The organism is Nocardioides sp. Arc9.136 (assembly GCF_030506255.1).
In the GTDB taxonomy this organism is placed as follows: Bacteria; Actinomycetota; Actinomycetes; order Propionibacteriales; family Nocardioidaceae; genus Nocardioides.
This window is the reverse complement of the sequence record NZ_CP113431.1, coordinates 684,675-706,214: the sequence shown is the minus strand read 5'-3', so window position 1 is coordinate 706,214 and position 21,540 is coordinate 684,675. Positions and strand designations below refer to the sequence as shown.

The window sequence follows — 21,540 nt, the reverse complement described above, 5'->3', positions numbered from 1 at the left end:
CCTCACCCCGCCAGTCTCACGGTCGTGGTGGTGCCCCAGATCGCCATCGACAGGAACAGGTCGATGACGTTGATGGCCACGATGCTGGTGCGGACGGCGCGGCCCACGGCCACACCCACGCCCGCGGGCCCGCCGGAGGCGTTGTACCCGTGGTAGCAGTGGATGAGGATCACCACGACCGCGAAGACCAGCACCTTGCCGAAGGACCACAGCACGTCGCCGGGTGGCAGGAACTGGTTGAAGTAGTGGTCGTAGGTGCCGGTCGACTGCCCGTAGAACTGGGTCACCACCAGGCGGCTGGCGAAGTACGACGACAGCAGCCCCACGACGTACAGCGGGACGATCGCGATCAGGCCGCCGATGACGCGGGTGGCCACGAGGAACGGCATCGAGGGGATCGCCATCACCTCGAGGGCGTCGACCTCCTCGGAGATCCGCATCGCGCCGAGCTGGGCGGTGAAGCCGCAGCCGACGGTGGCGGCCAGCGCGATGCCGGCGACGAGCGGGGCGATCTCGCGGGTGTTGAAGTAGGCCGAGACGAACCCGGAGAACGCGGCGGTGCCGAGCTGGTTCAGCGCGGCGTACCCGGAGAGGCCGACCTGCGCCCCGGTGAAGAAGGTCATGCCGATGATGACGCCGACGGTGCCGCCGATGACGGCGAGCGCCCCGGAGCCCAGCGTGACCTCGGCGAGGATCCGCATGATCTCGCGCGGGTAGCGCGTGATCGACCGCGGCGTCGCCTTGAGGACGCGCACGTAGAACGCGAGCTGGCCGCCGAGGGTGTCGAGCTGGCCCAGCGGTCGCTGGAGGACGGACTTCATGCTGGCCACGCCCTCACCCGGTCTTCGGTGGCACGAGCTGGAGGTACAGCGTGCTCAGGACGAAGTTGACGACGAACAGGAGCAGGAACGTGATCACGACCGACTCGTTGACCGCGTCGCCCACGCCCTTGGGACCGCCACCGGCGCTCATCCCCTTGTACGACGCGACGATGGCCGCGATGAAGCCGAAGACCAGCGCCTTGACCATGCCGATCCACAGGTCGGGCAGCTGCGCGAGCGCGGTGAAGCTGGCGAGGTAGGCGCCGGGGGTGCCGTCCTGCAGCACGACGTTGAAGACGTAGCCGCCGGCGACGCCGACGACGCTGACCATGCCGTTGAGGAAGACCGCCACGAGCATGCAGGCCAGCACGCGGGGCACCACGAGACGCTGGATCGGGTCGATGCCCAGCACCATCATCGCGTCGAGCTCCTCGCGGATCTTGCGCGCGCCGAGGTCGGCCGCGATGGCCGATCCACCGGCGCCCGCGATGAGGAGCGCGGTGGCGATCGGGCCGGCCTGCTGGATCACCGCGAGCACGGACGCCGAGCCGGTGAAGGACTGCGCGCCGAACTGCTTGATCAGGCCACCGACCTGCAGCGCGATGACCGCGCCGAAGGGGATGGCGACCAGGGCCGTCGGGATGATGGTGACCGAGGCGATGAACCAGGCCTGCTGGAGGAACTCCCGCAGCTGGAACGGCCTGCGGAACAGTCCGCGGCCGACGTCGAGGCCGAAGGCGAAGAGCTTGCCTGCGGTGCCGACCGGCCGGAGGACGCGGGTGGCGGTGAGCTGGGCCAACGTCGCCTCAGCCGCCCGTGACCATGGTCATGTTCTCCTCGAACGACCCCGGAGGAGGTGTCACGCCGTTCTCCCGGCACCAGGCGCCGGGCTCGCGCTGGCTGCGGCGGGGGATGCCGTTGGACGGCTCCAGCTGCAGCGGGATCGGCGGCAGCGGCGGCATCTCCAGGCCGGCCTCGGCGGCGAGCTCGTCGGCGTCCTTCTCCTCCGACATGCCGATCGGGCCGACGGTCTGGGCGTTGAGGAACTGGCGCACGACCGGCTCCTCGGAGCTCAGCAGCATCTCGCGCGGGCCGAACATGGCCAGGTGCTTGTGGTACAGCAGGCCGATGTTGTCCGGCACCGTCCGCGCGGTGTTGATGTCGTGGGTGACGATCAGGAACGTCGCGTCGATCTGCGCGTTCAGGTCGATGAAGAGCTGGTTGATGAACGAGGTGCGGACCGGGTCGAGGCCGGAGTCGGGCTCGTCGATCAGCAGGATCTCGGGGTCCAGCACGAGCGCCCGGGCGAGGCCGGCGCGCTTGCGCATGCCGCCGGAGATCTCGCCGGGCAGCTTGTCCTCGGCGCCGATCAGGCCGACGAGGTCCATCTTCTCCATGACGACGGCGCGGATCTCGGACTCGGACTTCTTGGTGTGCTCGCGCAGCGGGAAGGCGACGTTGTCGTAGAGGCTCATCGAGCCGAACATCGCGCCGTCCTGGAAGAGCACGCCGAAGAGCTTGCGGATCTCGTAGAGCTCCTTCTCCGAGCAGCTCGCGATGTCGGTGCCCTCGATGAGGATCGAGCCCCGGTCGGGCTTGAGCAGACCGATCAGCGCCTTGAGGAAGACCGACTTGCCGGTACCGGACGGGCCCAGCATCACCGAGACCTCACCGGCCGGGATGCTCAGGGTGACGTCGCCCCAGATGAGCTGCTTGCCGAAGGACTTCGTCAGCCCGTCGACCTTGATCTCCACGCCCATGCCAGCACCTCTCCCCGAACCGAGTGGTCCGCCGCGCCCGACGAGACGGGCCGAGGCGGACGCACGGCTTCCCCACTCACGAGTAACAACGGAGTTACCGCGGCGAGGTTACGCGACGAGGCGACGTGCGTCACGTGACCGATCTCTCCTGAGACGGAATCGAGACGATCGCCTCGGTTCCGACCGGGATCCGGCGGTGACCTGCGGGAACGTCGCCGGGCGCGCCGGGAAATGCAAAGAGGCGGCCACCTCCCGCAGGAGGTGGCCGCCCCGGTGCGACGACCCTCGCCGGTCACCCGGCGGGGGTCGACGGGGTCACTTGAGGGTGACGGTGGCGCCGGCGCCCTCGAGGGCCTCCTTGGCCTTGTCCGCGGCAGCCTTGTCGACCTTCTCGAGGATGGCCTTGGGAGCCGACTCGACGAGCTCCTTGGCCTCCTTCAGGCCGAGCGAGGTCAGGGCGCGGACCTCCTTGATGACGTTGATCTTCTTGTCACCAGCGGACTCGAGGACGACGTCGAACTCGTCCTGGGCAGCGGCCTCGTCGGCACCGCCAGCGGCGCCGCCGGCGGCGGGGGCAGCGGCGACGGCGACCGGGGCGGCCGCGGTGACGCCGAAGGTGTCCTCGAACTGCTTCACGAACTCGGAGAGCTCGATGAGGGTCATCTCCTTGAACGCGTCGAGGAGCTCGTCGGTGGTGAGCTTCGCCATGATGGCAACCTTTCCAATCGGTTGGCCCGCCGCGTCGCAGCGGCCGGGCCGGGTTTCAGGTGGTGGTCCTCAGCCCGGGTCAGGCTTCGGTGGTCTCGTCCGCCTCGGCGGTGGCCGGAGCGGCCTCCTCCTCGGCGGCCGGGGCCTCCTCGGCGGCGGCCGGCGCGCCGGCACCACCTGCGAGGATCGAGGGGTCCTCCTCGGCCTTCGCCTGCAGCGCGCCCGCGAGACGGGCGGCCTGGGCGAGAGGGGCGTTGAGGAGGTAGACGGCCTGGCTGAGCGACGCGAGCATCGCGCCGGCCAGCTTGCCCAGGAGCACCTCGCGCGACTCGAGGTCCGCCAGCTTGGCGATCTCGGAGGCGTCGAGGGGCTTGCCGTCCAGGACGCCACCCTTGATGACAAGGGTGGGGTTGGCCTTGGCAAAGTCACGCAGACCCTTGGCCGCCTCGACCACGTCGCCGTTGATGAAGGCGATGGCGGTCGGACCGGTCAGCAGGTCGTCGAAGCCGGAGATGCCCACCTCGGTGGCGGCGATCTTGGCCAGCGTGTTCTTGACCACGGCGTAGTTGGCGTTCTCGCCGAGGGAGCGCCGCAGTTCCTGCAGCTGCTTCACGGTGAGACCGCGGTACTCGGTCAGCACAGCACCGGCGGAACCGTTGAAGGACTCAACGATCTCCGCGACGGCTGCCTGCTTGTCTGCCCGCGCCATGGGTCTCCTTCCGGGTGTCGACCACCGCGTCAGGCCCCGGAACGACGAACGCCCCGAGCGCGGGCGCTCAGGGCGTGGTGCGATCCTCGGAGGGATCTCGCTCTGCTCACCTGCGCTGGTCGTCCGCTTCCGCGAACCTTCGGTCGTGGTGCTGATGCGCCACGGCAACCGGCGGTCTCTGGTTTCAGGGCAGAACTGTACGGCGGGCCCGGGACGCGACCAAATCGGCGGCCGCCGGTCAGGTGAGCACCCGGACCGGCTCCCCCGCCAGCCAGGCCGCGACGTCCTCGGCCGCCTCGGTGAAGAACGTGCGGTAGTTGTCGGCCGTCACGTAGCCCAGGTGCGGCGTGGCCAGCACGCGCGGGTGGGTCCGCACCGGGTGGTCGGCGGGCAGCGGCTCGGTGTCGTGGACGTCGAGGCCCGCGCCGGCGATCCCGCCCGCGTCCAGCGCCGCCAGCAGGGCGTCGGTGTCGACCAGGCCCGCCCGCGCGGTGTTGACGAGGTACGCCGTCGGGCGCATCCGCGCCAGCTCGTCCGCCCCGAGGGTGCGGTGGGTGCCGGGACCGAGCACCAGGTGGAGGGTCACGACGTCGGCGGACGCGAGCAGCTCCTCCTTGCCCACCGCCCGGACCCCCGCCGCGGCCGCACGCTCGGCGGTGAGGTGGGGGCTCCAGGCGACCACGTCCATGTCGAAGGCCTGCCCGAGGGCGGCGACCCTCGACCCGATCCGCCCCAGGCCCACCACCCCGAGCGTGGACCCGGCCAGGTCGGTCCCGACCGTGGTCTGCCACCCGCCGCCGGCGAGCGCGCGGGACTCCGGCAGCAGGTGCCGGGCCAGCCCGAGCACCAGCGCCCAGGTGAGCTCGACCGTGGGGGTGGCCAGCGCGGAGGTCGCACAGACCGTGATCCCCCGCTCCCGGCAGGCGTCCAGGTCGATGGAGGGGTTGCGCCGACCGGTCGTCACCAGCAGCCGCAGGTCCGGGAGCCGGTCGAGCAGTGCCGCGTCGAACGGCGTCCGCTCGCGCATCGCTACCACGACGTCCGCCCCGGCCAGGGCGGCCACCAGGTCCTCACCGGCCAGGTGCTCGCGCACGGCGGACACGTGGACCCCCTCGAGCCGCGACCACGCGACGTGCTCGAGCGCGACGCCCTGGTAGTCGTCGAGCACGACGCAGCGGTGGCTCACGGTCGCGAACGTACGCCGCCCCGGTCACCTGCTGGTGACCGGGGCGGCGAGTGCTGCTGGTGGGACTCAGGCCGTGGCGGCCTCGTCCTCCTGCGCGACGTTCTTGATGCGGTTCGGGTCGACCTGGATGCCGGGGCCCATCGTCGTGGAGACGGTGACCTTCCGCAGGTAGCGGCCCTTGGAGCTGGCCGGCTTGAGACGGAGGATCTCCTCCAGCGCCGCGGCGTAGTTCTCCGCGAGCTGGGCCTCGGAGAACGACGCCTTGCCGATGATGAAGTGCAGGTTGGCGTGGCGGTCGACGCGGAACTCGATCTTGCCGCCCTTGATGTCGGTCACGGCCTTGGCCACGTCCGGCGTCACGGTGCCGGTCTTCGGGTTCGGCATGAGGCCGCGGGGGCCGAGCACGCGGCCGAGGCGACCGACCTTGCCCATCATGTCGGGGGTCGCGACGACGGCGTCGAAGTCGAGCCAGCCGCCGGAGACCTTCTCGATCAGCTCGTCGCCACCGACGACGTCAGCGCCGGCCTCGCGGGCGGCCTCGGCCTTGTCACCGTTCGCGAACACCAGGACGCGGGCGGTCTTGCCGGTGCCGTGGGGCAGGTTGACGGTGCCGCGGACCATCTGGTCGGCCTTGCGGGGGTCGACGCCAAGGCGCATCACGACGTCGACGGTCTCGTCGAACTTCTTCTTCGAGGTCGACTTGGCCACCTTGATGGCCTGGAGCGGGGCGTGGAGCTCGTCCTTGTCGAACTGCTCGGCCGCCGCGCGGTAGGTCTTGCTGCGCTGCATGTCTGGGTCTCTTCTCTTCCAGTGTGGTCAGGTGGGCCAGCGCGGCCCTGCCACGGGGGTGTACGGGGTGCCTGTCACCAGGCGGGGAGCGACTGGATCAGTCGGTCGTGACGCCCATGGACCGGGCGGTGCCCTCGACGATCTTCATGGCCGCGTCGATGTCGTTCGCGTTCAGGTCGGGCAGCTTGGTCGTGGCGATCTCGCGCACCTGGTCCTTGGTCAGCTTGCCGACCTTCTCCTTGTGCGGGACGCCCGAGCCCTTCTGCAGGCCGGCGGCCTTCTTGATCAGCTCCGCGGCCGGCGGGGTCTTCGTGATGAAGGTGAAGGACCGGTCCTCGTAGATCGTGATCTCGACCGGGACGACGTTGCCGCGCATGGACTCCGTCTGGGCGTTGTACGCCTTGCAGAACTCCATGATGTTGACGCCGTGCGGACCGAGGGCGGTACCGACCGGCGGGGCCGGCGTCGCGGCACCGGCCTGCAGCTGCACCTTGACCAGCGCAGCGATCTTCTTCTTCGGAGGCATGCTCTGTCTCTTTCTCTTCCGTGGTCATGACGAGGGCGTACGTCGCCCTCTGCCACCTGCTGTTGCTCGAGCAACCGCACCATTCTGCGCGGCGCGGCGTGGTGTGTGAAATCCGTGGCCCGTGACCGGGCCGGTCCTCAGACGCGCTGGATCTGGGAGAACGACAGCTCGACCGGGGTCTCGCGGCCGAAGATCTCCACGAGCGCCTTGACCCGCTGGGACTCGGCGTTGATCTCGGTGATCGTCGCGTGCAGGGTGGCGAACGGGCCGTCGACCACCATGACCGAGTCGGCGACGTCGAAGTCGGCGACCTCGACGGGCTTCTTCGCGGTGGTGGCGCTGCCGGTCGCGGGGGCCGCGGTGCCGGCGGCGGCCGCCTCGGCCTCGGCGCGGGCGACGACGGCGGGGGCCAGCATGTTCTCGACCTCGCTCATGCTCAGCGGCACCGGCTGGTGGCTGTGGCCGACGAAGCCGGTCACCGACGGCGTGTGGCGCACGGCGGCCCACGACTCGTCGGTCAGGTCCATGCGGACGAGGACGTAACCGGGCAGGACGGTCCGCTTGACCATCTTGCGCTGGCCGTTCTTGATCTCCGCGACCTCCTCGGTGGGGACCACGATCTCGTGGATGTAGTCCTCCATGTTGAGGGAGATGATGCGGTTCTCCAGGTTCGACTTCACCCGGTTCTCCATGCCGGAGTAGGTGTGCACGACGAACCAGTCACCGGGCTTGGCCCACAGCTCGCGGCGGAACGCCTCGAGCGGGTCCTCGTCCTCGGCGTCGTCGGAGACCTCCTCGTCGGCGGCCTCCTCGTCGGACGCGTCGGCCGGGGCGTCGTCGTCGGCGGCCTCGAGGGCGTGGTCCGCGTCGACCTCGTCGGCGGAGGGCAGGTCGAGGTCGACACCCATCGCCTCGTCGGTGTCCTCGTCGGTGACCTCGGTGTCCAGCGCCGGGTCGAGCTCGATCTCGGAGCCCTCGTCGGGCTGGCCGAAGACGTCCTCCAGCGACGGCTCGTCCGCCGTCGGGGTCGCCTCGGTCTCGTCGTACTGCTCCGACACGTGGTGCTCCATCAGTTGGTTCGTCAGGTGGGTCGTGATCTGGTCCGGCAGCGCCGGGCCGGGGTCACTGGTCGCTGTTCCCCGCGAAGACCTCGAACGCCAGCTGGCCGAAGCCGAGGTCCAGGAGCGAGACGATCGCCATCAGCACGAGGACGAAGACCAGGACCACGAAGAAGTACGTGACCAGCTGCTCCTGGGTCGGGTAGACGACCTTGCGCAGCTCGGCGACGACCTGGCGGTAGAAGGTCGCCGGCCCCGTGCGCGGCTTGTCAGCCTTGCCCTCTCGGGTCCCACGGACCGCGTTGCCGTCCGACACGCCGGTCACCTCTTCCGATCTCTTGTGGTGCTGCTGATCTGCAGGGCACGAGGGACTTGAACCCCCAACCTTCGGTTTTGGAGACCGATGCTCTGCCAGTTGAGCTAGTGCCCTCCGGTGGAGCTTCCGGGCATGCCAAGGCATGGAGCGGAAGCCACCAGTCATGGAGTCTACGGGGAACACCGAGGCCGAGTCCAAACGCCCCTCGAAACCCCCGGGAGCGGGTGGGCACCGCGCCCCTACGATGGGCCCATGAGCTCCCAGCCCGGACAGCCCGTGACCACCAGCCCGCGCGAGCGGCGCGTCTCCCGCCGCATCGGCGCGATCGCCGAGTCGGCGACGCTGAAGGTCGACGCGAAGGCCAAGGCGCTCAAGGCCGAGGGCCGGCCGGTCATCGGCTTCGGCGCCGGCGAGCCGGACTTCCCCACCCCCGACTACATCGTCGAGGCGGCGGTCGAGGCGTGCCGGGACCCCAAGAACCACCGCTACACCCCCGCCGGCGGCCTGCCGGAGCTGAAGAAGGCGATCGCCGCGAAGACCAAGCGCGACAGCGGCCTCGACGTCGACCCCGCGCAGGTGCTGGTCACCAACGGCGGGAAGCAGGCGATCTACGAGGCCTTCGCCGCGATGCTCGACCCGGGCGACGAGGTCATCGTGCCGGCGCCGTACTGGACCACCTACCCCGAGTCGATCCAGCTGGCCGGCGGCGTGCCCGTCGAGGTCCTGGCCGACGAGACCCAGGACTACAAGGTCACCGTCGAGCAGCTCGAGGCGGCGCGCACCGAGAAGACCAAGGTGCTGCTGTTCGTCTCCCCGTCCAACCCGACCGGTGCGGTCTACACCGCCGACGAGATCCGCGCGATCGGCCGGTGGGTCGAGGACAACGGCCTCTGGGTGCTCACCGACGAGATCTACGAGCACCTCGTCTACGACGGTGTCGAGACCGGCTCGCTGCCGGTGCTGTGCCCCTTCCTCGCCGACAACACCGTGATCGTGAACGGCGTCGCGAAGACCTACGCGATGACCGGCTGGCGGGTCGGCTGGATCATCGCGCCGACCGACCTGGTCAAGGCCGCCGGGAACCTGCAGTCCCACGCCACCTCCAACGTCGCCAACGTCTCCCAGCGCGCGGCGCTCGCCGCCGTCGAGGGCGACCTCGCCGCCGTGGAGGAGATGAAGAAGGCCTTCGACCGCCGGCGGAGGACGATCGTCTCGATGCTCAACGAGATCGACGGCGTCGTCTGCCCGACGCCGACCGGCGCGTTCTACGCCTACCCCTCGGTCAAGGGCCTGCTCGGCAAGGAGTACGACGGGAAGGTCATCGACACCTCCGTCGACCTGGCCGAGTACATCCTGGAGAAGGCCGAGGTTGCGGTCGTGCCGGGCGAGGCCTTCGGGTCCCCGGGCTACCTGCGGCTCTCCTACGCCCTGGGCGACGACGACCTGGTCGAGGGCGTCTCCCGGCTGCAGAAGCTCTTCGCTTGATCCCTCCCGCCGAGCAGCCCGCGGGTCCGCGCGACCTCCGCGGGCTGCCCAAGGCGCACCTGCACCTGCACTTCACCGGCTCGATGCGGCACTCGACGTTGCTCGAGCTCGCCGAGCGCGACGGGATCCGGCTGCCCGACCAGCTGGTCGCGGACTGGCCGCCGCAGCTGAGCGCGGCCGACGAGAAGGGCTGGTTCCGGTTCCAGCGGCTCTACGACGTCGCCCGGTCGGTGCTCCGCACCGAGGACGACGTGCGCCGGCTGGTACGGGAGGCGGCCGAGGACGACGTCGGCGACGGCGGCCGCTGGCTGGAGATCCAGGTCGACCCCAGCGGGTACGCCGCGCGGTTCGGCGGGATCACGGCGTTCACCGACCTCGTGCTCGACGCCGTGGCGGACGCCTCGCGCAGCACCGGCCTGGGCATCGCCCTGGTCGTCGCGGCCAACCGCACCCGGCACCCGCTCGACGCGCGCACCCTGGCCCGGCTGGCGGCGCAGTACGCCGGCCGTGGCGTGGTCGGCTTCGGCCTCTCCAACGACGAGCGGCGCGGCACCACCGCCGACTTCGAGCGCGCGTTCGGGATCGCCGAGCAGGCGGGCCTGGCGCTCGTCCCCCACGGCGGCGAGCTGCGCGGGCCCGAGCACGTGCGGGTCTGCCTGGACGCCCTGCACGCGGACCGGCTGGGCCACGGCGTGCGCTCGGCCGAGGACCCGGCGCTCCTGGAGCGGATCGTCGAGGCCGGCGTCGCGCTCGAGGTCTGCCCGGTCTCCAACGTCGCCCTCGGCGTCTACTCCGACCTCACCTCCGTGCCGCTGCCCACGCTGCTCGCCGCCGGCGCGACCGTCGCGCTGGGCGCCGACGACCCGCTGCTGTTCGGCTCCCGCCTCGCCGGGCAGTACGCCACCATGCGCGCCGCCCACGACCTCCCGGACACCACTCTCGCCGAGCTCGCCCGGATGTCGTTCCGTGCCTCCCGCGCACCCTCGGACGTCGTCGCCGCCGGGCTGGCGGGGGTCGAGGAGTGGCTGGCGCAACATCCCAAGTGAACCTGGGATGTTGACGCTTCGCGGCCTTTGCAACACCCGCGGAGCGTGGAGATCCCACGTTTACTTGGGATGTTGACGCTTCCCTGCCGATTCGACCGCCGGAGCGCGGCTAGAGCTCGCAGCCGACGAGCACCGGCTCGTTGACCAGCCGGATGCCGTACGCCGCCTCGACGCCGTCGCGCACCTCGCGGGCCAGGTCGAGCAGCTCGGCGGTGGTGGCGCCGCCGCGGTTGGTCAGCGCGAGGGCGTGCTTGGTCGACAGCGACACCCGGCCGGCGCCGTACCCCTTGCCGAAGCCGGCGTGGTCGATGAGCCAGGCGGCGGAGGTCTTCACCAGGCCGTCGCCGGCGGGCCACGCCGGCGCACCGTCGGGCACCCGGTCCGCGGGGACGACGGGGTTGGTGAAGAACGACCCGGCGCTCCAGGTGTCGGGGTCGGCGTCGTCGAGGACCATCCCCTTGCCACCGCGCAGCGCGAGGACGGCCTCGCGGACCTCGCGCAGCGGCGCGCGCCGGCCCAGCTCGACGCCGAGGGCGCGGGCCAGCTCGGCGTACTGCACGGGCGCGCCGAGGGTGCCCTGACGCAGCTGGAAGGTCACCGAGAGGACGACGTGGCGGCCCGGGTCGGCCTTGAAGCGGGAGTGCCGGTAGCCGAACCCGCAGTCGGCGTTGGCGAAGGTGCGCACGCCCCGCAGGACGCGGTCCCAGACGCGCACCGACGCGATGGTCTGGGAGACCTCCTGCCCGTAGGCGCCGACGTTCTGGACCGGGGTGGCCCCGACCGAGCCCGGGATGCCCGACATCGCCTCGACACCGACCCAGCCCCGCTCCACCGCGACCTCGACCAGGTGGTCCCAGGACTCCCCCGCCGCCACGGTGACGAGCACGCCGCCGCAGGTCGGGTCGTCGTCCTCGACGTCGGCGCTGATGCCGGTCGTGGCGACCTTGACGACGCGGCCGTCGAAGCCCTCGTCGGCGACCACGAGGTTGCTGCCGCCGCCGAGGACCAGCACGGGCCGGTCGGTGTCCAGCGCGGCGAGGAGCTCCTCCTCGGAGGTCGCGACGACGAGCTCGGCCGCGGGACCACCGAGCCGGAGCGTGGTGTGGTCGCGGAGCAGGTCAGGCACGGACGACGGCCTTCGGCATGCCCAGCACCTTCTGGCCGCCGGAGGTGACGACCAGGGCGATGGCGACGCGGCCGTCCTCGACCGAGGAGACCGTGCCGGCGACCTCGATCTCGACGCCGGTGTCGTCGTCGGGGACGACGACGGGGTTGGTGAACTTCGCGCCCAGCTCGACGACCTCGGCGTCGTCGGTCCAGGTCGCGACGGCCCGCGCGGCGAGGGCGAGGGTGTACATCCCGTGCGCGATCACGCCGGGCAGTCCCACCGCGGTCGCGACCCGGTCGGACCAGTGGATCGGGTTGAGGTCACCCGAGGCGCCGGCGTAGCGCACCAGGTCGGCGCGGCGGACGACGTACCGCTGGGTCGCGAGCTCGGTGCCCGCCTCGAGGGTCATGCGACGCCCCGGTGGACGAGGGTCGCGCTGGTCGCGCAGACCAGCGCCCCGTCGGCGTCGACGACCTCGCTGGTGGTGCCGATGATCTCGTTGCCGCCGATCGAGCGGACGCTGGCGACGGTGAGCGCGGCGGTCAGCACGTCGCCGACGCGGACCGGCCGCTCGTAGCGGAACTTCTGGTCGCCGTGGACGATCCGCGACAGCTCGATGCCCTCGGAGTCGAGGAAGGCGTTCATCGCCTCGAAGGCCAGCACGATCGGGAACGTCGGGGGCACCGGACCGCCGTCCCAGACGGCGCCGGTGGTCGCGGCGAGCTCGCGCACCTTCTCCTCGGAGACGGTGTAGGGCCGCGTGGGCGGGAAGGTCCTGCCCACGAGGGAGGGGTCGACCGGCATGCCCTCGACCCTACCGGCGCCCTCGGCGCTCAGCCGAGCGGGACGAGGGACACCGCCACGAGCGGGCGGTCGCCCGGGCCGACCTCGCCGACGGGGGCGAGCGCGGGGCCCAGGGTCGTCACCAGGCCACCCTGCACGCCCGCCTGCGGCGCCGGCAGCACCCGCAGCTCACAGGTGCGCTGCAGCGCCGCGGTCGGCCGCCCACGGTCCACGCAGCGCCCCTCGGCCTGCAGCTCGACCCGGTCACCTGACGGGCCGGTGACGCGCAGCACCGCCGTCAGCAGGCCGTTGGCCTCGAAATTGCCGGTGCAGCTGACGAGCAGGCCGACGCGCCGTCCGGAGCCGGTCGGCACGGAGCCGGTCCGGCCGCGGGTCGCCACGCGGTGCAGCGAGCTCTCGTGCGGCGTGCCCGCGCAGCGCGACGGCGGCGGGTCGGCGATCCGCCGGCCACGAGCCACGACGTACGTCGCGCGCGGGCCGGGGCCGGACCCGGCCAGGGTGCCGGGGACGAGGGGCGCCGCGGGAGCCGGCCGCGGCTCGGTGCCGGCACGCGTCTCGACGTACGCCGTCCACAGCGACCCGGAGGGCTGCAGGTCGCCGACCGGCGCCAGGAGGGTGTTGGTGGCGAGGGCCCCACGGACGACGCCGGTCCGGCGGTCGGGCAACAGGTCCAGCCGGCAGGCCACGTGGACGGCTCCCACCTGGGCCAGGGCGGGCACGAAGGCGCACCACCCCTCGGCCTCGACGCGCCCGACGGTGGGCAGGTGGAGCCGGGCGTACGCCGCGCCGCCCGCACCCTGCTCGTCCACGGCGGCCCGCGGGTCGGGCGCGAGCACGCAGAGGTAGCCGCTGCCGAGGCGTCGGCGCGTCTCGTCGACCACGCGACCGTCGGCCTCGGACGTGGTCACGCTGAAGAGCCTCGAGCCGAGCTCGAGCGGGACGAGGGCCCCGCGGGCGCCGGCCCGCTCGCGGCAGGCGGCCGCGTCGGCGGGCCGGGGGCCGTCGTCGCCCTCCACGGTGCGCAGGACGAAGGAGCGGCCCCGGGTGTCGCCCGCGCCCGCCGACTGCCCGGCACCGGCGGGGCCGGCGAGGGGGACGGCGAGGGCGACCGCTGTGCTCGAGGCGACCGCCGAGGCGAGGAGGAGGGCGGCGAGGCGGCGTGTGACCATGCCCACACAACGGCCCTCCACCCGGCTCGGTTACTCCCGCGCGCGGAGTCGTCGTCGGAGGGGTCGGCGGAGCCGTCGGAAAATGCCGAACGACCCGCCCGGCGTGCCGGGCGGGTCGTTCGAGGAGAGCGGGGGTTGCGTCAGCGGGTCTCGCGGTGAGCCCGGTGGCAACGGCAGCGGGGGCAGAACTTCGCCAGCTCGAGCCGGTCGGGGTCGTTGCGGCGGTTCTTCTTCGTGATGTAGTTCCGCTCCTTGCACTCGACACAGGCGAGCGTGATCTTGGGGCGAACGTCGGAGCTCTTGGAGGCCACGGGAAGTCCTTCTGGGTCGGGGTGCTGCGGTGCTGCAACGTGATCCGGGTGCTGAGTGGGGATCAGCGGTGGTTCGAAGTAGCGGGGGCGGGACTCGAACCCGCGACACCACGATTATGAGCCGTGTGCTCTAACCACCTGAGCTACCCCGCCACCGGGACAGGGCTGCACCGGCCAGGTTACCGGCCGATGCAATCCCGCTTCCCAGAGCCCCTTTACGGAATCGAACCGTAGACCTTCTCCTTACCATGGAGACGCTCTGCCGACTGAGCTAAAGGGGCAACGACGGAGAACCATACAGACGTCATCCGGGACCACAAAATCGGGCCCACGACCGCGGTCAGGAGGTCCTTCCGAGGCCCGCGGAGCCGGTGATCCGAGCGGGCGGCGAGGCCTCCTCGAGCTCCAGGGCGAGCTCCAGCAGCAGCTGCTCGCGCCCCGCTCCGGCGCCGAGCATCATCCCCTGCGGGAGCCCCTCGGCGGTCGTCGCGAGGGGCAGGGAGACGGCCGGCTCGCCGGTGACGTTCTGCCAGGGCGTGAAGGCCACCCACTGCAGCACCCGCTCCATCACCTCCTCGTAGCCCACCGAGGCGTCGAGGTGGCCGACCAAGGGCGTGGTGGTCGCCAGGGTCGGGCTCAGCACGACGTCGTACCGCTCGTGGAACGCCGCGCCCAGCGCCGGCGCCCGGCGCAGCCGCCTGACCGCGGCGGGCAGGCGGTGGAGGTTGCGGGTGGCGAGCCGGTCCAGGCCCCGGGTCAGCGGGTCGCAGCGGCTGAGGTCCCAGGAGCGGCCGTGGGTGGCCCGGCCGGTGCGGACGATCGCGGTGGCGAGCAGGCCCCAGTGCAGCAGGAAGTCCTCGGCGAAGGTCGGCGGGGCCGGCGAGGCCGTCTCCTCGACGTGGTGGCCGAGGCCCGCCAGCAGGTCCGCGGTACGGCGCGTGAGGGTCGCGACCTCCGGGCTCGCCGTCCGGCCGGCGGCCGCGGTGACGACGCCGACCCGGAGCCGGCGTCGCCCGGGCCGGGTGACGTCGCCGATCGGCGGCAGGTGGAGCGCCCGGTAGACCCGCTCCGCCTCGCGCAGGAACGCCGCGGTGTCGCGGACGCTGCGGGTGACCACCCCGTCGGCGACGATCCGGACCGGCATCGTGCGGTGCATCGCGTCCTGGGCGAGGCGGCCCCGGGTCGGCTTGAGGCCGACCAGCCCGCAGACCGCGGCCGGGATGCGGATCGAGCCGCCGCCGTCGTTGGCGTGGGCGATCGGCACGGCACCGGCGGCGACCAGGGCCGCGGACCCGGCCGAGGACGCGCCGGCCGTGTGGTCGGTCGACCAGGGGTTGCGCACCGGCCCCAGCCGGGCGTGCTCGGCGGCCGGGGAGAAGCCGAACTCCGAGAGCCGCGTCTTGCCCAGCGGCAGCAGGCCGGTGGCGAGGTACATCCGGGCAAGGTCGCCGTCGCGCCGCGGTGGGCGCGCCACGAAGGCGTCGCTCCCGTGCTGGGTGGGCATCCGGGCGACGTCGACGTTGTCCTTGAGGAAGGTCGGCACACCGGCGAAGTAGCCGCCCCGGGGGTTGCGCGCCTCGGCCCGCGCCCGGTCGTGCGCCCGGTGGGCGACGGCGCCGAGCGCCGGGTCGACGGCCTCCACCCGGGCGATCGCCGCGTCGACCACCTCGCGGGCGCTCGCGGCCCCGCGGTGCAGCGCCTCGACCAGTCCGACGGCGTCGTGGTCGGCGAGGGCGTCGTCGCGGAAGGCGTGGATGCGGGGTCCCGGGGGCACGGCGACAACCTCCCACAGCGACGCCCGCGGAGGCTGGAGCCCGGGCTAGAGCAGGAGCGGGAGCAGCAGCGGCAGCAGGAGGCTCGTGGCGAGGGCGGAGAGCCCCATGGCGAGCCCGGCGAACGCGCCCTCGGTCTCGTCCTCGGCGAGCGCCCGCGAGGCGCCGATGCCGTGCGAGACGGCGCCCAGGGCCAGGCCACGCGCGCGCCGGTCGGTCACCCGGGCCAGCGTCAGCACCGCCGGCCCGGCCACCGCGCCGAGGATGCCCACGGCGATGGTCAGCGCGGCGGTCAGCGACGGGACGCCACCGACCGTCTCGGAGAGCGCGATCGACACCGGCGTGGTCGCCGCCTTGGGGCTGAGCGTGCGGGCGAGCACCTCGTCGGCACCCGTCCAGCGGGCGAGAAGCACCACCGAGACGACCGACACCACGGCCCCGACGGGGATCGCGACCAGCATCGGCACGACGAAGCCCCGCAGCCGGGAGACCTGCCGGTGCAGCGGCACCGCCAGGGCGACCGTCGCGGCGCCGAGCCAGAACGAGATCACCTGCACCCCCTCGGCGTACGTCGCCGCGTCCACGTCGAGGGCGACGATGGTGCCGCCGGTCAGCACGACCGCGACCAGCACCGGCTGCGCCAGCGCGTGCGCGCCGGTGAGGTCGCGGACCCGGCGCCCGAGCTGGTAGGTCACCAGCGTGAGCGCCAGGAGGAACACCGGCGACTCGACCAGCTCCCTCACGCCCGCTCCTCCGGGGGTCGGCGCTCGAGCAACCGGGTCGTCCAGCCCACGGCGACCAGGCCGAGGACCCAGGAGCCGGCGACCGACACGACGATGGGCACGGCGTCCTGGCGGACCACGCCGAGGTACCCGACGACCCCGACGCCGGCCGGCACGAACAGCAGCTGCAGGTGGCGCAGCAGCGCGTCCGCGGCCCGGACCGGGGCGTCCTGCTCGGTGTCGTGGCCGCGCCGGCGACGCACCTCCAGGGCGAGGAGGAGGACCACCATCCCCACCACGGGCGCGGGCACGGGTGCGTCGGTCAGCCGGACCAGCACCTCCCCGAGGAGCTGGCACACGACGAGCCAGGTGATTCCGACGACGAGGTCTGCGCGCACCCCCGCATCCTGCCGGTCAGGTCCCGCGGCGGTGGCAGCCGACCAGGTGCGGGTCGAAGATCCCGAGGGCCTCCATCAGCGCGTGCATGGTCGTGGGGCCCACGAAGACGAAGCCGCGGCGCTTGAGCTCCTTCGACATCGCCACCGAGCCCGGCGAGGTCGTGGCGACCTCCTCGGTCGTCGCGGGGGCCGGCGGGACCTCCGGGGCGTAGGACCGGAGCAGCCCCTCGAGCCCCTCGCGCTCGCGCAGCGCGACCGTCGCGCGGGCGTTGGTGATCGCCGCGTCGACCTTGAGCCGGTTGCGGACGATCCCGGCGTCGGCCATCAGGCGGGCGCGGTCGGCGTCGTCGTACGCCGCCACGACGTCGGCCTCGAAGCCCGCGAACGCCGCCCGGAACGCCTCGCGCTTGCGCAGGATCGTCGCCCAGGACAGCCCGGACTGGAACGCCTCGAGGGTGAGCCGCTCCAGGTGCGCCGACTCCCCCGCGACCGGCTTGCCCCACTCGACGTCGTGGTAGTCGCGCATCAGTCCCGGAGCCCCCGCCCAGGGGCAGCGCGGGACGCCGTCCTCCCCGACGACCGGTCCCGTCACCGGCGCTCCCGGAGACGGGCGTTGGGCAGCGGCGGCGCCGGGATCGGCGGGAGCTCCTGGCCCGGCACCACGCCGAACCGCCCGGGACGGACGTCCTGGCCGCTCGCGACGACCCGCTGCTCGGCGGCCGGCCGCTCGGGCAGCCCGCCCGCCGCGTCGGGGTGCTGCTCGTCGGCGGGCGTCCCGGGGCCCGCCAGGACCTGGCCCTGCCAGGCCTCCCGGAAGGCGACGACCTCCTCGTGCGAGCGTCCGACGAAGTTCCACCACATGACGATCGCCTCGCCGAACGGCGCCCCGCCGAGCAGCAGCAGCCGGGCCGGCGCGTCACCGGCCCGCAGGACGAGCCGCTCCGCCCCGGGCGGGAGGTAGCACAGCTCGTCCTTGCCGACCGGCTGGTCGCCGAGGACCACCGCGCCGGCGTCGACGAGCACGCCGTGCTCGAACCCGGGGTCCACCTCGAGCGCGGCCTCGGCACCGGGGTCGAGCAGGAGCTCGGCCCCGAGCAGCGGGGTGAACGTCGGGACCGGCGAGGTGCTGCCGAGCAACGAGCCGAGGAAGACCCGGGCCACGAAGCCCGCACCGGCCACCGGCTCGGGCACGTGGTGGACGAAGCCCGGGTCGGTGTCGCGGTGCGCGTCCGGCAGCGCCACCCACAGCTGCGCGCCGTGCAGCACGCTGGTGGTCGCCGGCGACACCTCGGAGTGGCTGATGCCGTGGCCGGCGGTCATCAGGTTGACCTCTCCTGGCCGGACCGTCGCGACGTTCCCGGCGCTGTCGCGGTGCTCGATCTCGCCGGTGAAGAGCCAGCTGACCGTCTGCAGCCCGGTGTGCGGGTGCGGCGGCACCACCATCCCGCCGGTCTCGGCGACGTCGTCGGGGCCGTAGTGGTCCAGGAAGCACCACGCGCCGATCAGCGTGCGGTCGCGCTGGGGCAGCGTCCGCCGCACGGTCATCGCGCGTGGCCCGCCCAGGGGCACGTCGCGCGGGGTCAGCACCTCGGGTCCGGTCACCCGCCCATCATGGCCCGGCGCGCCGACGGTCGCTCCTCGACCGCCCCGACCCACCGGTCAGAGGCGTCGTCCCGCCCAGGACCAGGCGTAGTCGGGGTCCTCGCACGCCAGCCCGCCCTCGCCGAGCTCGAGCGGGGCGAAGGTGTCGACCATGACCGCGGTCTCCTCGAACCTCTCGGCCCCCAGGGACGCCTCGATCGCGGCGGGCTGGGGTCCGTGGGCGTGCCCACCCGGGTGCAGCGAGACCGACCCGAGCCCGATGCCCGAGCCCTTGCGCGCCTCGTAGTCGCCGGCGACGTAGAGCATCACCTCGTCGCTGTCGACGTTGGAGTGGTAGTAGGGCACGGGCATCGCCAGCGGGTGGTAGTCCACCTTCCGCGGCAGGAAGTTGCACACCACGAAGCCGTGGCCCTCGAAGACCTGGTGCACCGGCGGCGGCTGGTGCACCTTGCCCGTGATCGGCATGAAGTCCTCGATGTTCAGGGTGTAGGGGTAGAGGCACCCGTCCCACCCGACCACGTCGAAGGGGTGCGTCGCGTGCACCAGGCGGGTGCCGACGATCCCGGCCGAGGTGCGGTGCCTGACGAGCACCTCGACGTCGGTGCCCTCGACGAGGAAGGGCTCGTCGGGGCCGTGCAGGTCGCGCTCGGAGTACGGCGCGTGCTCGAGCAGCTGCCCGTAGCGGGAGAGGTACCGCTTCGGCGGGGCGACGTGGCCGCTCGCCTCGATGCAGTAGAGGCTGCTCGGCTCGGCCGGCACCCAGCGGTGCGTCGTCGCACGGGGCAGCACGACGTAGTCGCCGGCGCGGTAGGGCACGACGCCCAGGACGGTCTCGACCACGCCGCTCCCGGACTCCACGAAGACGCACTCGTCGCCCACGGCGTCGCGGTGGTAGGCCGAGGGCTCGGTGCCGGTGACGACGTAGGAGATCCGGACGTCGCCGTTGCCCAGCACGAGCCGGCGGTCGGTCACCGCGTCGGGGCCGGTGACCAGCTCGTGCAGCCGCAGGTGGCGCGGCTTGAGCGGGTGGTTGGGCACCCGCGCCTGGTCCGGCAGCGTCCACACCTCGGAGGCCACGACGGCCGACGGCACGCCGCGGTGGTGCAGCAGCGAGGAGTCCGAGCTGAACCCCTCCTCCCCCATCAGCTCCTCGGGCAGGAGGCGCCCCTCGGCGTCGCGGTGCTGGGTGTGCCGCGTGCGCGGGACGTCGCCGACGGAGCGGTAGTAGGCCATGGCACGACTCCTTCGCGTGCACGCGCCCTCCGATAGTCGGACGCGTGTGTCCGGTATGTGCGTCGACGCTATCGTGGCCGCCGTGACGACGGAACACTTCTGGACCGGCCTCGTCGACGACGCCGCGGTCTTCCCGCCCGGCGACGCCGACCTCACCACCGCCGTCCGCGCGTACGTCGACCGCACCGGCGAGCCGGCCGCGCTGGTCGGCTCGTTCGTCCTCCGCGACACCGACCTGCCGACGCTCCCGGCCGGCTTCTCCGGACCGGTGACCGTCGTGGTCACCGGCGGGGCGGGCCAGCTCGCCGGCCCGGCCGCCCTCTGCGGCAAGCGGGGCCTCGCTCTCGCCGGGCTCGACGTGGCCCTGCGCGACCTCGACGACCCCGCGGGCAACGCCCGGCGCGTCGTCGCGGCCGTCGACGCCGCCCGGGCGGAGGGAGTGCTCGCCGAGGACGTGCCGGTGCACGTCGAGCTGCCGCAGTCCGAGGCGTCGTACGCCTGGCTGGCCGCGGCCGACGAGGTCGCCGCCGCGGAGCTGCGGCTCAAGCTGCGCACGGGCGGGCTCGACGCGCACCAGGTGCCGTCCCCCGCGCTGCTCGCGTCCTGGGTCGACGCCGCGCTCGACCGTGAGACGCCGTTCCGCTGCACCGCCGGGCTGCACCGGGCGCTGCGCCACACCGGCGACGACGGGGTGGACCGGCACGGGTTCCTCAACCTGCTGACCGCCACCCGGCGCGCCTTCGACGGCGCCACGACCGCCGAGGTGGTGGCCACGCTCGAGGACCGCGACCTGCAGCCGGACGTCGCCGAGCTGGCCGGGGCCCGGCGGTGGTTCACGTCGTTCGGCTCGTGCAGCATCGATGAGCCGATGGCCGACATTCGGGCACTGGGGCTCGCGTGACCACCGGATTCGGCCTCGACCACCTGCCCTACGGCGTCTTCTCCGTCGCCGGCGGCCAGCGCCGCGTCGGCGTGCGCCACGAGGACCGCGTGCTCGACCTCGCGGCCGCGACCGGCCGCCCCGAGCTCGCGACGTCGTCGCTCAACCCGTTCATGGCGCTCGGCCCGGAGGTGTGGCGGCAGACCCGCGAGGAGGTCCGCGCGCTGCTCGAGGGCGGCGCCGAGACGATCGCGCTGGACGAGGTGGAGCTGCACCTGCCGTTCGAGGTCGCCGACTACGTCGACTTCTACGCCTCCGAGCACCACGCGACCAACGTCGGCCGGATCCTGCGGCCGGACTCCGAGCCGCTGCTGCCGAACTGGCGGCACCTGCCCGTCGGCTACCACGGCCGGGCGGGCACGGTCGTGCCGAGCGGCACGCCGGTCGTGCGGCCGTGCGGCCAGCGCGGCGGCCCCGACGGCCCGACGTGGGGCCCGACCGGGCGGCTCGACGTCGAGGCGGAGCTGGGCTTCGTGGTGGGTGCGCCGTCCTCGATCGGCGACCCGGTGCCGTACTCCGCCTTCGGCGAGCACGTCTTCGGGGTGGTCGGCCTCAACGACTGGTCCGCGCGCGACCTGCAGGCCTGGGAGTACGCACCGCTCGGGCCGTTCCTGGGCAAGTCGTTCGCCACCTCCGTCTCGCACTGGGTGACGCCGGTGGCCGCCCTCGAGGCCGCGTGGTGCGACCTGCCCGAGCAGCGCCCCGAGCCGCTGCCCTACCTCGGTGCCGGGCAGGTCCGCGGGCTCGACGTGTCGGTCGAGGTCGAGCTCGACGGGGAGGTCGTCAGCCGGCCGCCGTACCGCTCGATGTACTGGTCGCCCGCCCAGATGCTGGCGCACCTGACCTCGAACGGCGCGTCGGTGCGCACCGGCGACCTCTTCGCCTCCGGCACGATCAGCGGGCCCGCGGAGGACCAGCGCGGCTCGTTCCTGGAGCTGTGGTGGGGCGAGCGGTTCCTCGACGACGGCGCCGAGGTCGTGCTGCGCTACTCCGCGCCCGGCGTGGACGGCGGCTCGATCACCCTCGGCGAGGTCCGTGGACGGGTCGAGCCGGCGCGCGCCTCGCTGGTCTAGGTTG

Annotated in this window: 25 protein-coding genes and 3 tRNA genes; 4 read left to right on the top strand and 24 right to left on the bottom strand. The window is 72.9% G+C overall.

Annotated features, from left to right (window positions below; translation table 11 throughout):
• Positions 1-2: 2 nt before the first annotated feature.
• The 11 genes from OSR43_RS03350 to OSR43_RS03300 form a co-directional block, all read right to left on the bottom strand.
• Positions 3-821 carry an ABC transporter permease gene (locus OSR43_RS03350; RefSeq protein ID WP_302269611.1) on the bottom strand — a complete coding sequence of 273 codons (819 nt, stop codon included), beginning with the start codon at positions 819-821 and terminating at the stop codon, positions 3-5.
• 13 nt (positions 822-834) lie between these two features.
• Complete coding sequence (locus tag OSR43_RS03345) at positions 835-1,620, bottom strand: ABC transporter permease (RefSeq protein ID WP_302269610.1); 786 nt, start codon at positions 1,618-1,620, stop codon at positions 835-837.
• Between the two features lie 7 nt (positions 1,621-1,627).
• Positions 1,628-2,581, bottom strand: a complete 954-nt coding sequence (locus tag OSR43_RS03340; protein WP_302269608.1) for an ABC transporter ATP-binding protein — start codon at positions 2,579-2,581, stop codon at positions 1,628-1,630.
• A 315-nt stretch (positions 2,582-2,896) separates the two neighbouring features.
• The gene (gene rplL, locus OSR43_RS03335; RefSeq protein ID WP_302269606.1) at positions 2,897-3,289 is read right to left on the bottom strand and encodes a 50S ribosomal protein L7/L12; all 393 of its coding nucleotides are present in this window, start codon (positions 3,287-3,289) and stop codon (positions 2,897-2,899) included.
• A 79-nt stretch (positions 3,290-3,368) separates the two neighbouring features.
• Positions 3,369-3,998, bottom strand: a complete 630-nt coding sequence (gene rplJ / locus OSR43_RS03330) for a 50S ribosomal protein L10 (RefSeq protein WP_302269605.1) — start codon at positions 3,996-3,998, stop codon at positions 3,369-3,371.
• Positions 3,999-4,236: 238 nt separating this feature from the next.
• Complete coding sequence (locus OSR43_RS03325; RefSeq protein WP_302269604.1) at positions 4,237-5,184, bottom strand: D-2-hydroxyacid dehydrogenase family protein; 948 nt, start codon at positions 5,182-5,184, stop codon at positions 4,237-4,239.
• Positions 5,185-5,250: 66 nt separating this feature from the next.
• Positions 5,251-5,973, bottom strand: coding sequence for a 50S ribosomal protein L1 (gene rplA / locus OSR43_RS03320; RefSeq protein WP_302269602.1), 723 nt, complete (start codon positions 5,971-5,973; stop codon positions 5,251-5,253).
• A 97-nt stretch (positions 5,974-6,070) separates the two neighbouring features.
• On the bottom strand, positions 6,071-6,499 hold the full coding sequence (gene rplK / locus OSR43_RS03315) for a 50S ribosomal protein L11 (RefSeq protein WP_302269601.1): 429 nt from the start codon (positions 6,497-6,499) through the stop codon (positions 6,071-6,073).
• Between the two features lie 137 nt (positions 6,500-6,636).
• Complete coding sequence (nusG, locus tag OSR43_RS03310; RefSeq protein ID WP_302269600.1) at positions 6,637-7,569, bottom strand: transcription termination/antitermination protein NusG; 933 nt, start codon at positions 7,567-7,569, stop codon at positions 6,637-6,639.
• Positions 7,570-7,621: 52 nt separating this feature from the next.
• Positions 7,622-7,873 (bottom strand): preprotein translocase subunit SecE, encoded by a 252-nt coding sequence (gene secE, locus OSR43_RS03305; protein WP_302269599.1) that lies wholly within the window; start codon positions 7,871-7,873, stop codon positions 7,622-7,624.
• A gap of 41 nt (positions 7,874-7,914) precedes the next feature.
• Positions 7,915-7,987: transfer RNA gene (locus tag OSR43_RS03300), tRNA-Trp, on the bottom strand.
• Positions 7,988-8,125: 138 nt separating this feature from the next.
• Between OSR43_RS03300 and OSR43_RS03295 the strand changes: the two genes are divergently transcribed.
• Together OSR43_RS03295 and OSR43_RS03290 are read left to right on the top strand one after the other, a co-directional pair.
• The gene (locus OSR43_RS03295; RefSeq protein WP_302269598.1) at positions 8,126-9,358 is read left to right on the top strand and encodes a pyridoxal phosphate-dependent aminotransferase; all 1,233 of its coding nucleotides are present in this window, start codon (positions 8,126-8,128) and stop codon (positions 9,356-9,358) included.
• A complete protein-coding gene (locus OSR43_RS03290; protein ID WP_302269597.1) occupies positions 9,355-10,404 on the top strand; it encodes an adenosine deaminase in 1,050 nt (349 codons plus the stop codon). The genes OSR43_RS03295 and OSR43_RS03290 overlap by 4 nt, the downstream gene beginning before the upstream one ends.
• A gap of 109 nt (positions 10,405-10,513) precedes the next feature.
• Here OSR43_RS03290 and OSR43_RS03285 read toward each other — a convergent pair whose 3' ends face one another.
• The 13 genes from OSR43_RS03285 to OSR43_RS03225 all read right to left on the bottom strand — a co-directional run bounded on the left by OSR43_RS03285 (position 10,514) and on the right by OSR43_RS03225 (position 19,523).
• Positions 10,514-11,530: a UDP-N-acetylmuramate dehydrogenase gene (locus tag OSR43_RS03285; RefSeq protein WP_302269596.1), complete on the bottom strand. Its 1,017-nt coding sequence runs from the start codon at positions 11,528-11,530 to the stop codon at positions 10,514-10,516.
• Positions 11,523-11,921: a MaoC/PaaZ C-terminal domain-containing protein gene (locus OSR43_RS03280; RefSeq protein ID WP_302269595.1), complete on the bottom strand. Its 399-nt coding sequence runs from the start codon at positions 11,919-11,921 to the stop codon at positions 11,523-11,525. The genes OSR43_RS03285 and OSR43_RS03280 overlap by 8 nt, the downstream gene beginning before the upstream one ends.
• Complete coding sequence (locus tag OSR43_RS03275; protein ID WP_302269593.1) at positions 11,918-12,316, bottom strand: MaoC family dehydratase N-terminal domain-containing protein; 399 nt, start codon at positions 12,314-12,316, stop codon at positions 11,918-11,920. The genes OSR43_RS03280 and OSR43_RS03275 overlap by 4 nt, the downstream gene beginning before the upstream one ends.
• A 29-nt stretch (positions 12,317-12,345) precedes the next feature.
• Positions 12,346-13,485: a hypothetical protein gene (locus OSR43_RS03270; RefSeq protein WP_302269592.1), complete on the bottom strand. Its 1,140-nt coding sequence runs from the start codon at positions 13,483-13,485 to the stop codon at positions 12,346-12,348.
• Between the two features lie 140 nt (positions 13,486-13,625).
• Positions 13,626-13,796: a 50S ribosomal protein L33 gene (gene rpmG, locus OSR43_RS03265; protein WP_280610067.1), complete on the bottom strand. Its 171-nt coding sequence runs from the start codon at positions 13,794-13,796 to the stop codon at positions 13,626-13,628.
• A 79-nt stretch (positions 13,797-13,875) separates the two neighbouring features.
• Positions 13,876-13,949 (bottom strand) — tRNA-Met (locus OSR43_RS03260).
• A gap of 55 nt (positions 13,950-14,004) precedes the next feature.
• Positions 14,005-14,077 (bottom strand) — tRNA-Thr (locus tag OSR43_RS03255).
• Positions 14,078-14,136: 59 nt separating this feature from the next.
• Positions 14,137-15,570: an amidase gene (locus tag OSR43_RS03250; protein ID WP_302269591.1), complete on the bottom strand. Its 1,434-nt coding sequence runs from the start codon at positions 15,568-15,570 to the stop codon at positions 14,137-14,139.
• Positions 15,571-15,615: 45 nt separating this feature from the next.
• Entirely contained in the window at positions 15,616-16,311 is a 696-nt protein-coding gene (locus tag OSR43_RS03245) for an LrgB family protein (protein WP_302269590.1), read from the bottom strand.
• Entirely contained in the window at positions 16,308-16,688 is a 381-nt protein-coding gene (locus tag OSR43_RS03240; RefSeq protein ID WP_302269588.1) for a CidA/LrgA family protein, read from the bottom strand. The genes OSR43_RS03245 and OSR43_RS03240 overlap by 4 nt, the downstream gene beginning before the upstream one ends.
• Positions 16,689-16,704: 16 nt before the next feature.
• Positions 16,705-17,280, bottom strand: a complete 576-nt coding sequence (locus OSR43_RS03235) for a DNA-3-methyladenine glycosylase I (protein WP_302269587.1) — start codon at positions 17,278-17,280, stop codon at positions 16,705-16,707.
• Positions 17,277-18,290 carry a pirin family protein gene (locus OSR43_RS03230; RefSeq protein ID WP_302269586.1) on the bottom strand — a complete coding sequence of 338 codons (1,014 nt, stop codon included), beginning with the start codon at positions 18,288-18,290 and terminating at the stop codon, positions 17,277-17,279. The genes OSR43_RS03235 and OSR43_RS03230 overlap by 4 nt, the downstream gene beginning before the upstream one ends.
• Before the next feature lie 57 nt (positions 18,291-18,347).
• Positions 18,348-19,523: a homogentisate 1,2-dioxygenase gene (locus OSR43_RS03225; RefSeq protein WP_302269584.1), complete on the bottom strand. Its 1,176-nt coding sequence runs from the start codon at positions 19,521-19,523 to the stop codon at positions 18,348-18,350.
• Positions 19,524-19,605: 82 nt separating this feature from the next.
• On the opposite strand from OSR43_RS03225, the gene OSR43_RS03220 reads away from it, so the two are divergent.
• The gene (locus OSR43_RS03220; protein WP_302269582.1) at positions 19,606-20,424 is read left to right on the top strand and encodes a hypothetical protein; all 819 of its coding nucleotides are present in this window, start codon (positions 19,606-19,608) and stop codon (positions 20,422-20,424) included.
• Positions 20,421-21,536, top strand: a complete 1,116-nt coding sequence (locus OSR43_RS03215; RefSeq protein WP_302269580.1) for a fumarylacetoacetate hydrolase family protein — start codon at positions 20,421-20,423, stop codon at positions 21,534-21,536. Before OSR43_RS03220 ends, OSR43_RS03215 begins: the two co-directional genes overlap by 4 nt.
• The last annotated feature ends 4 nt before the right edge of the window (positions 21,537-21,540 follow it).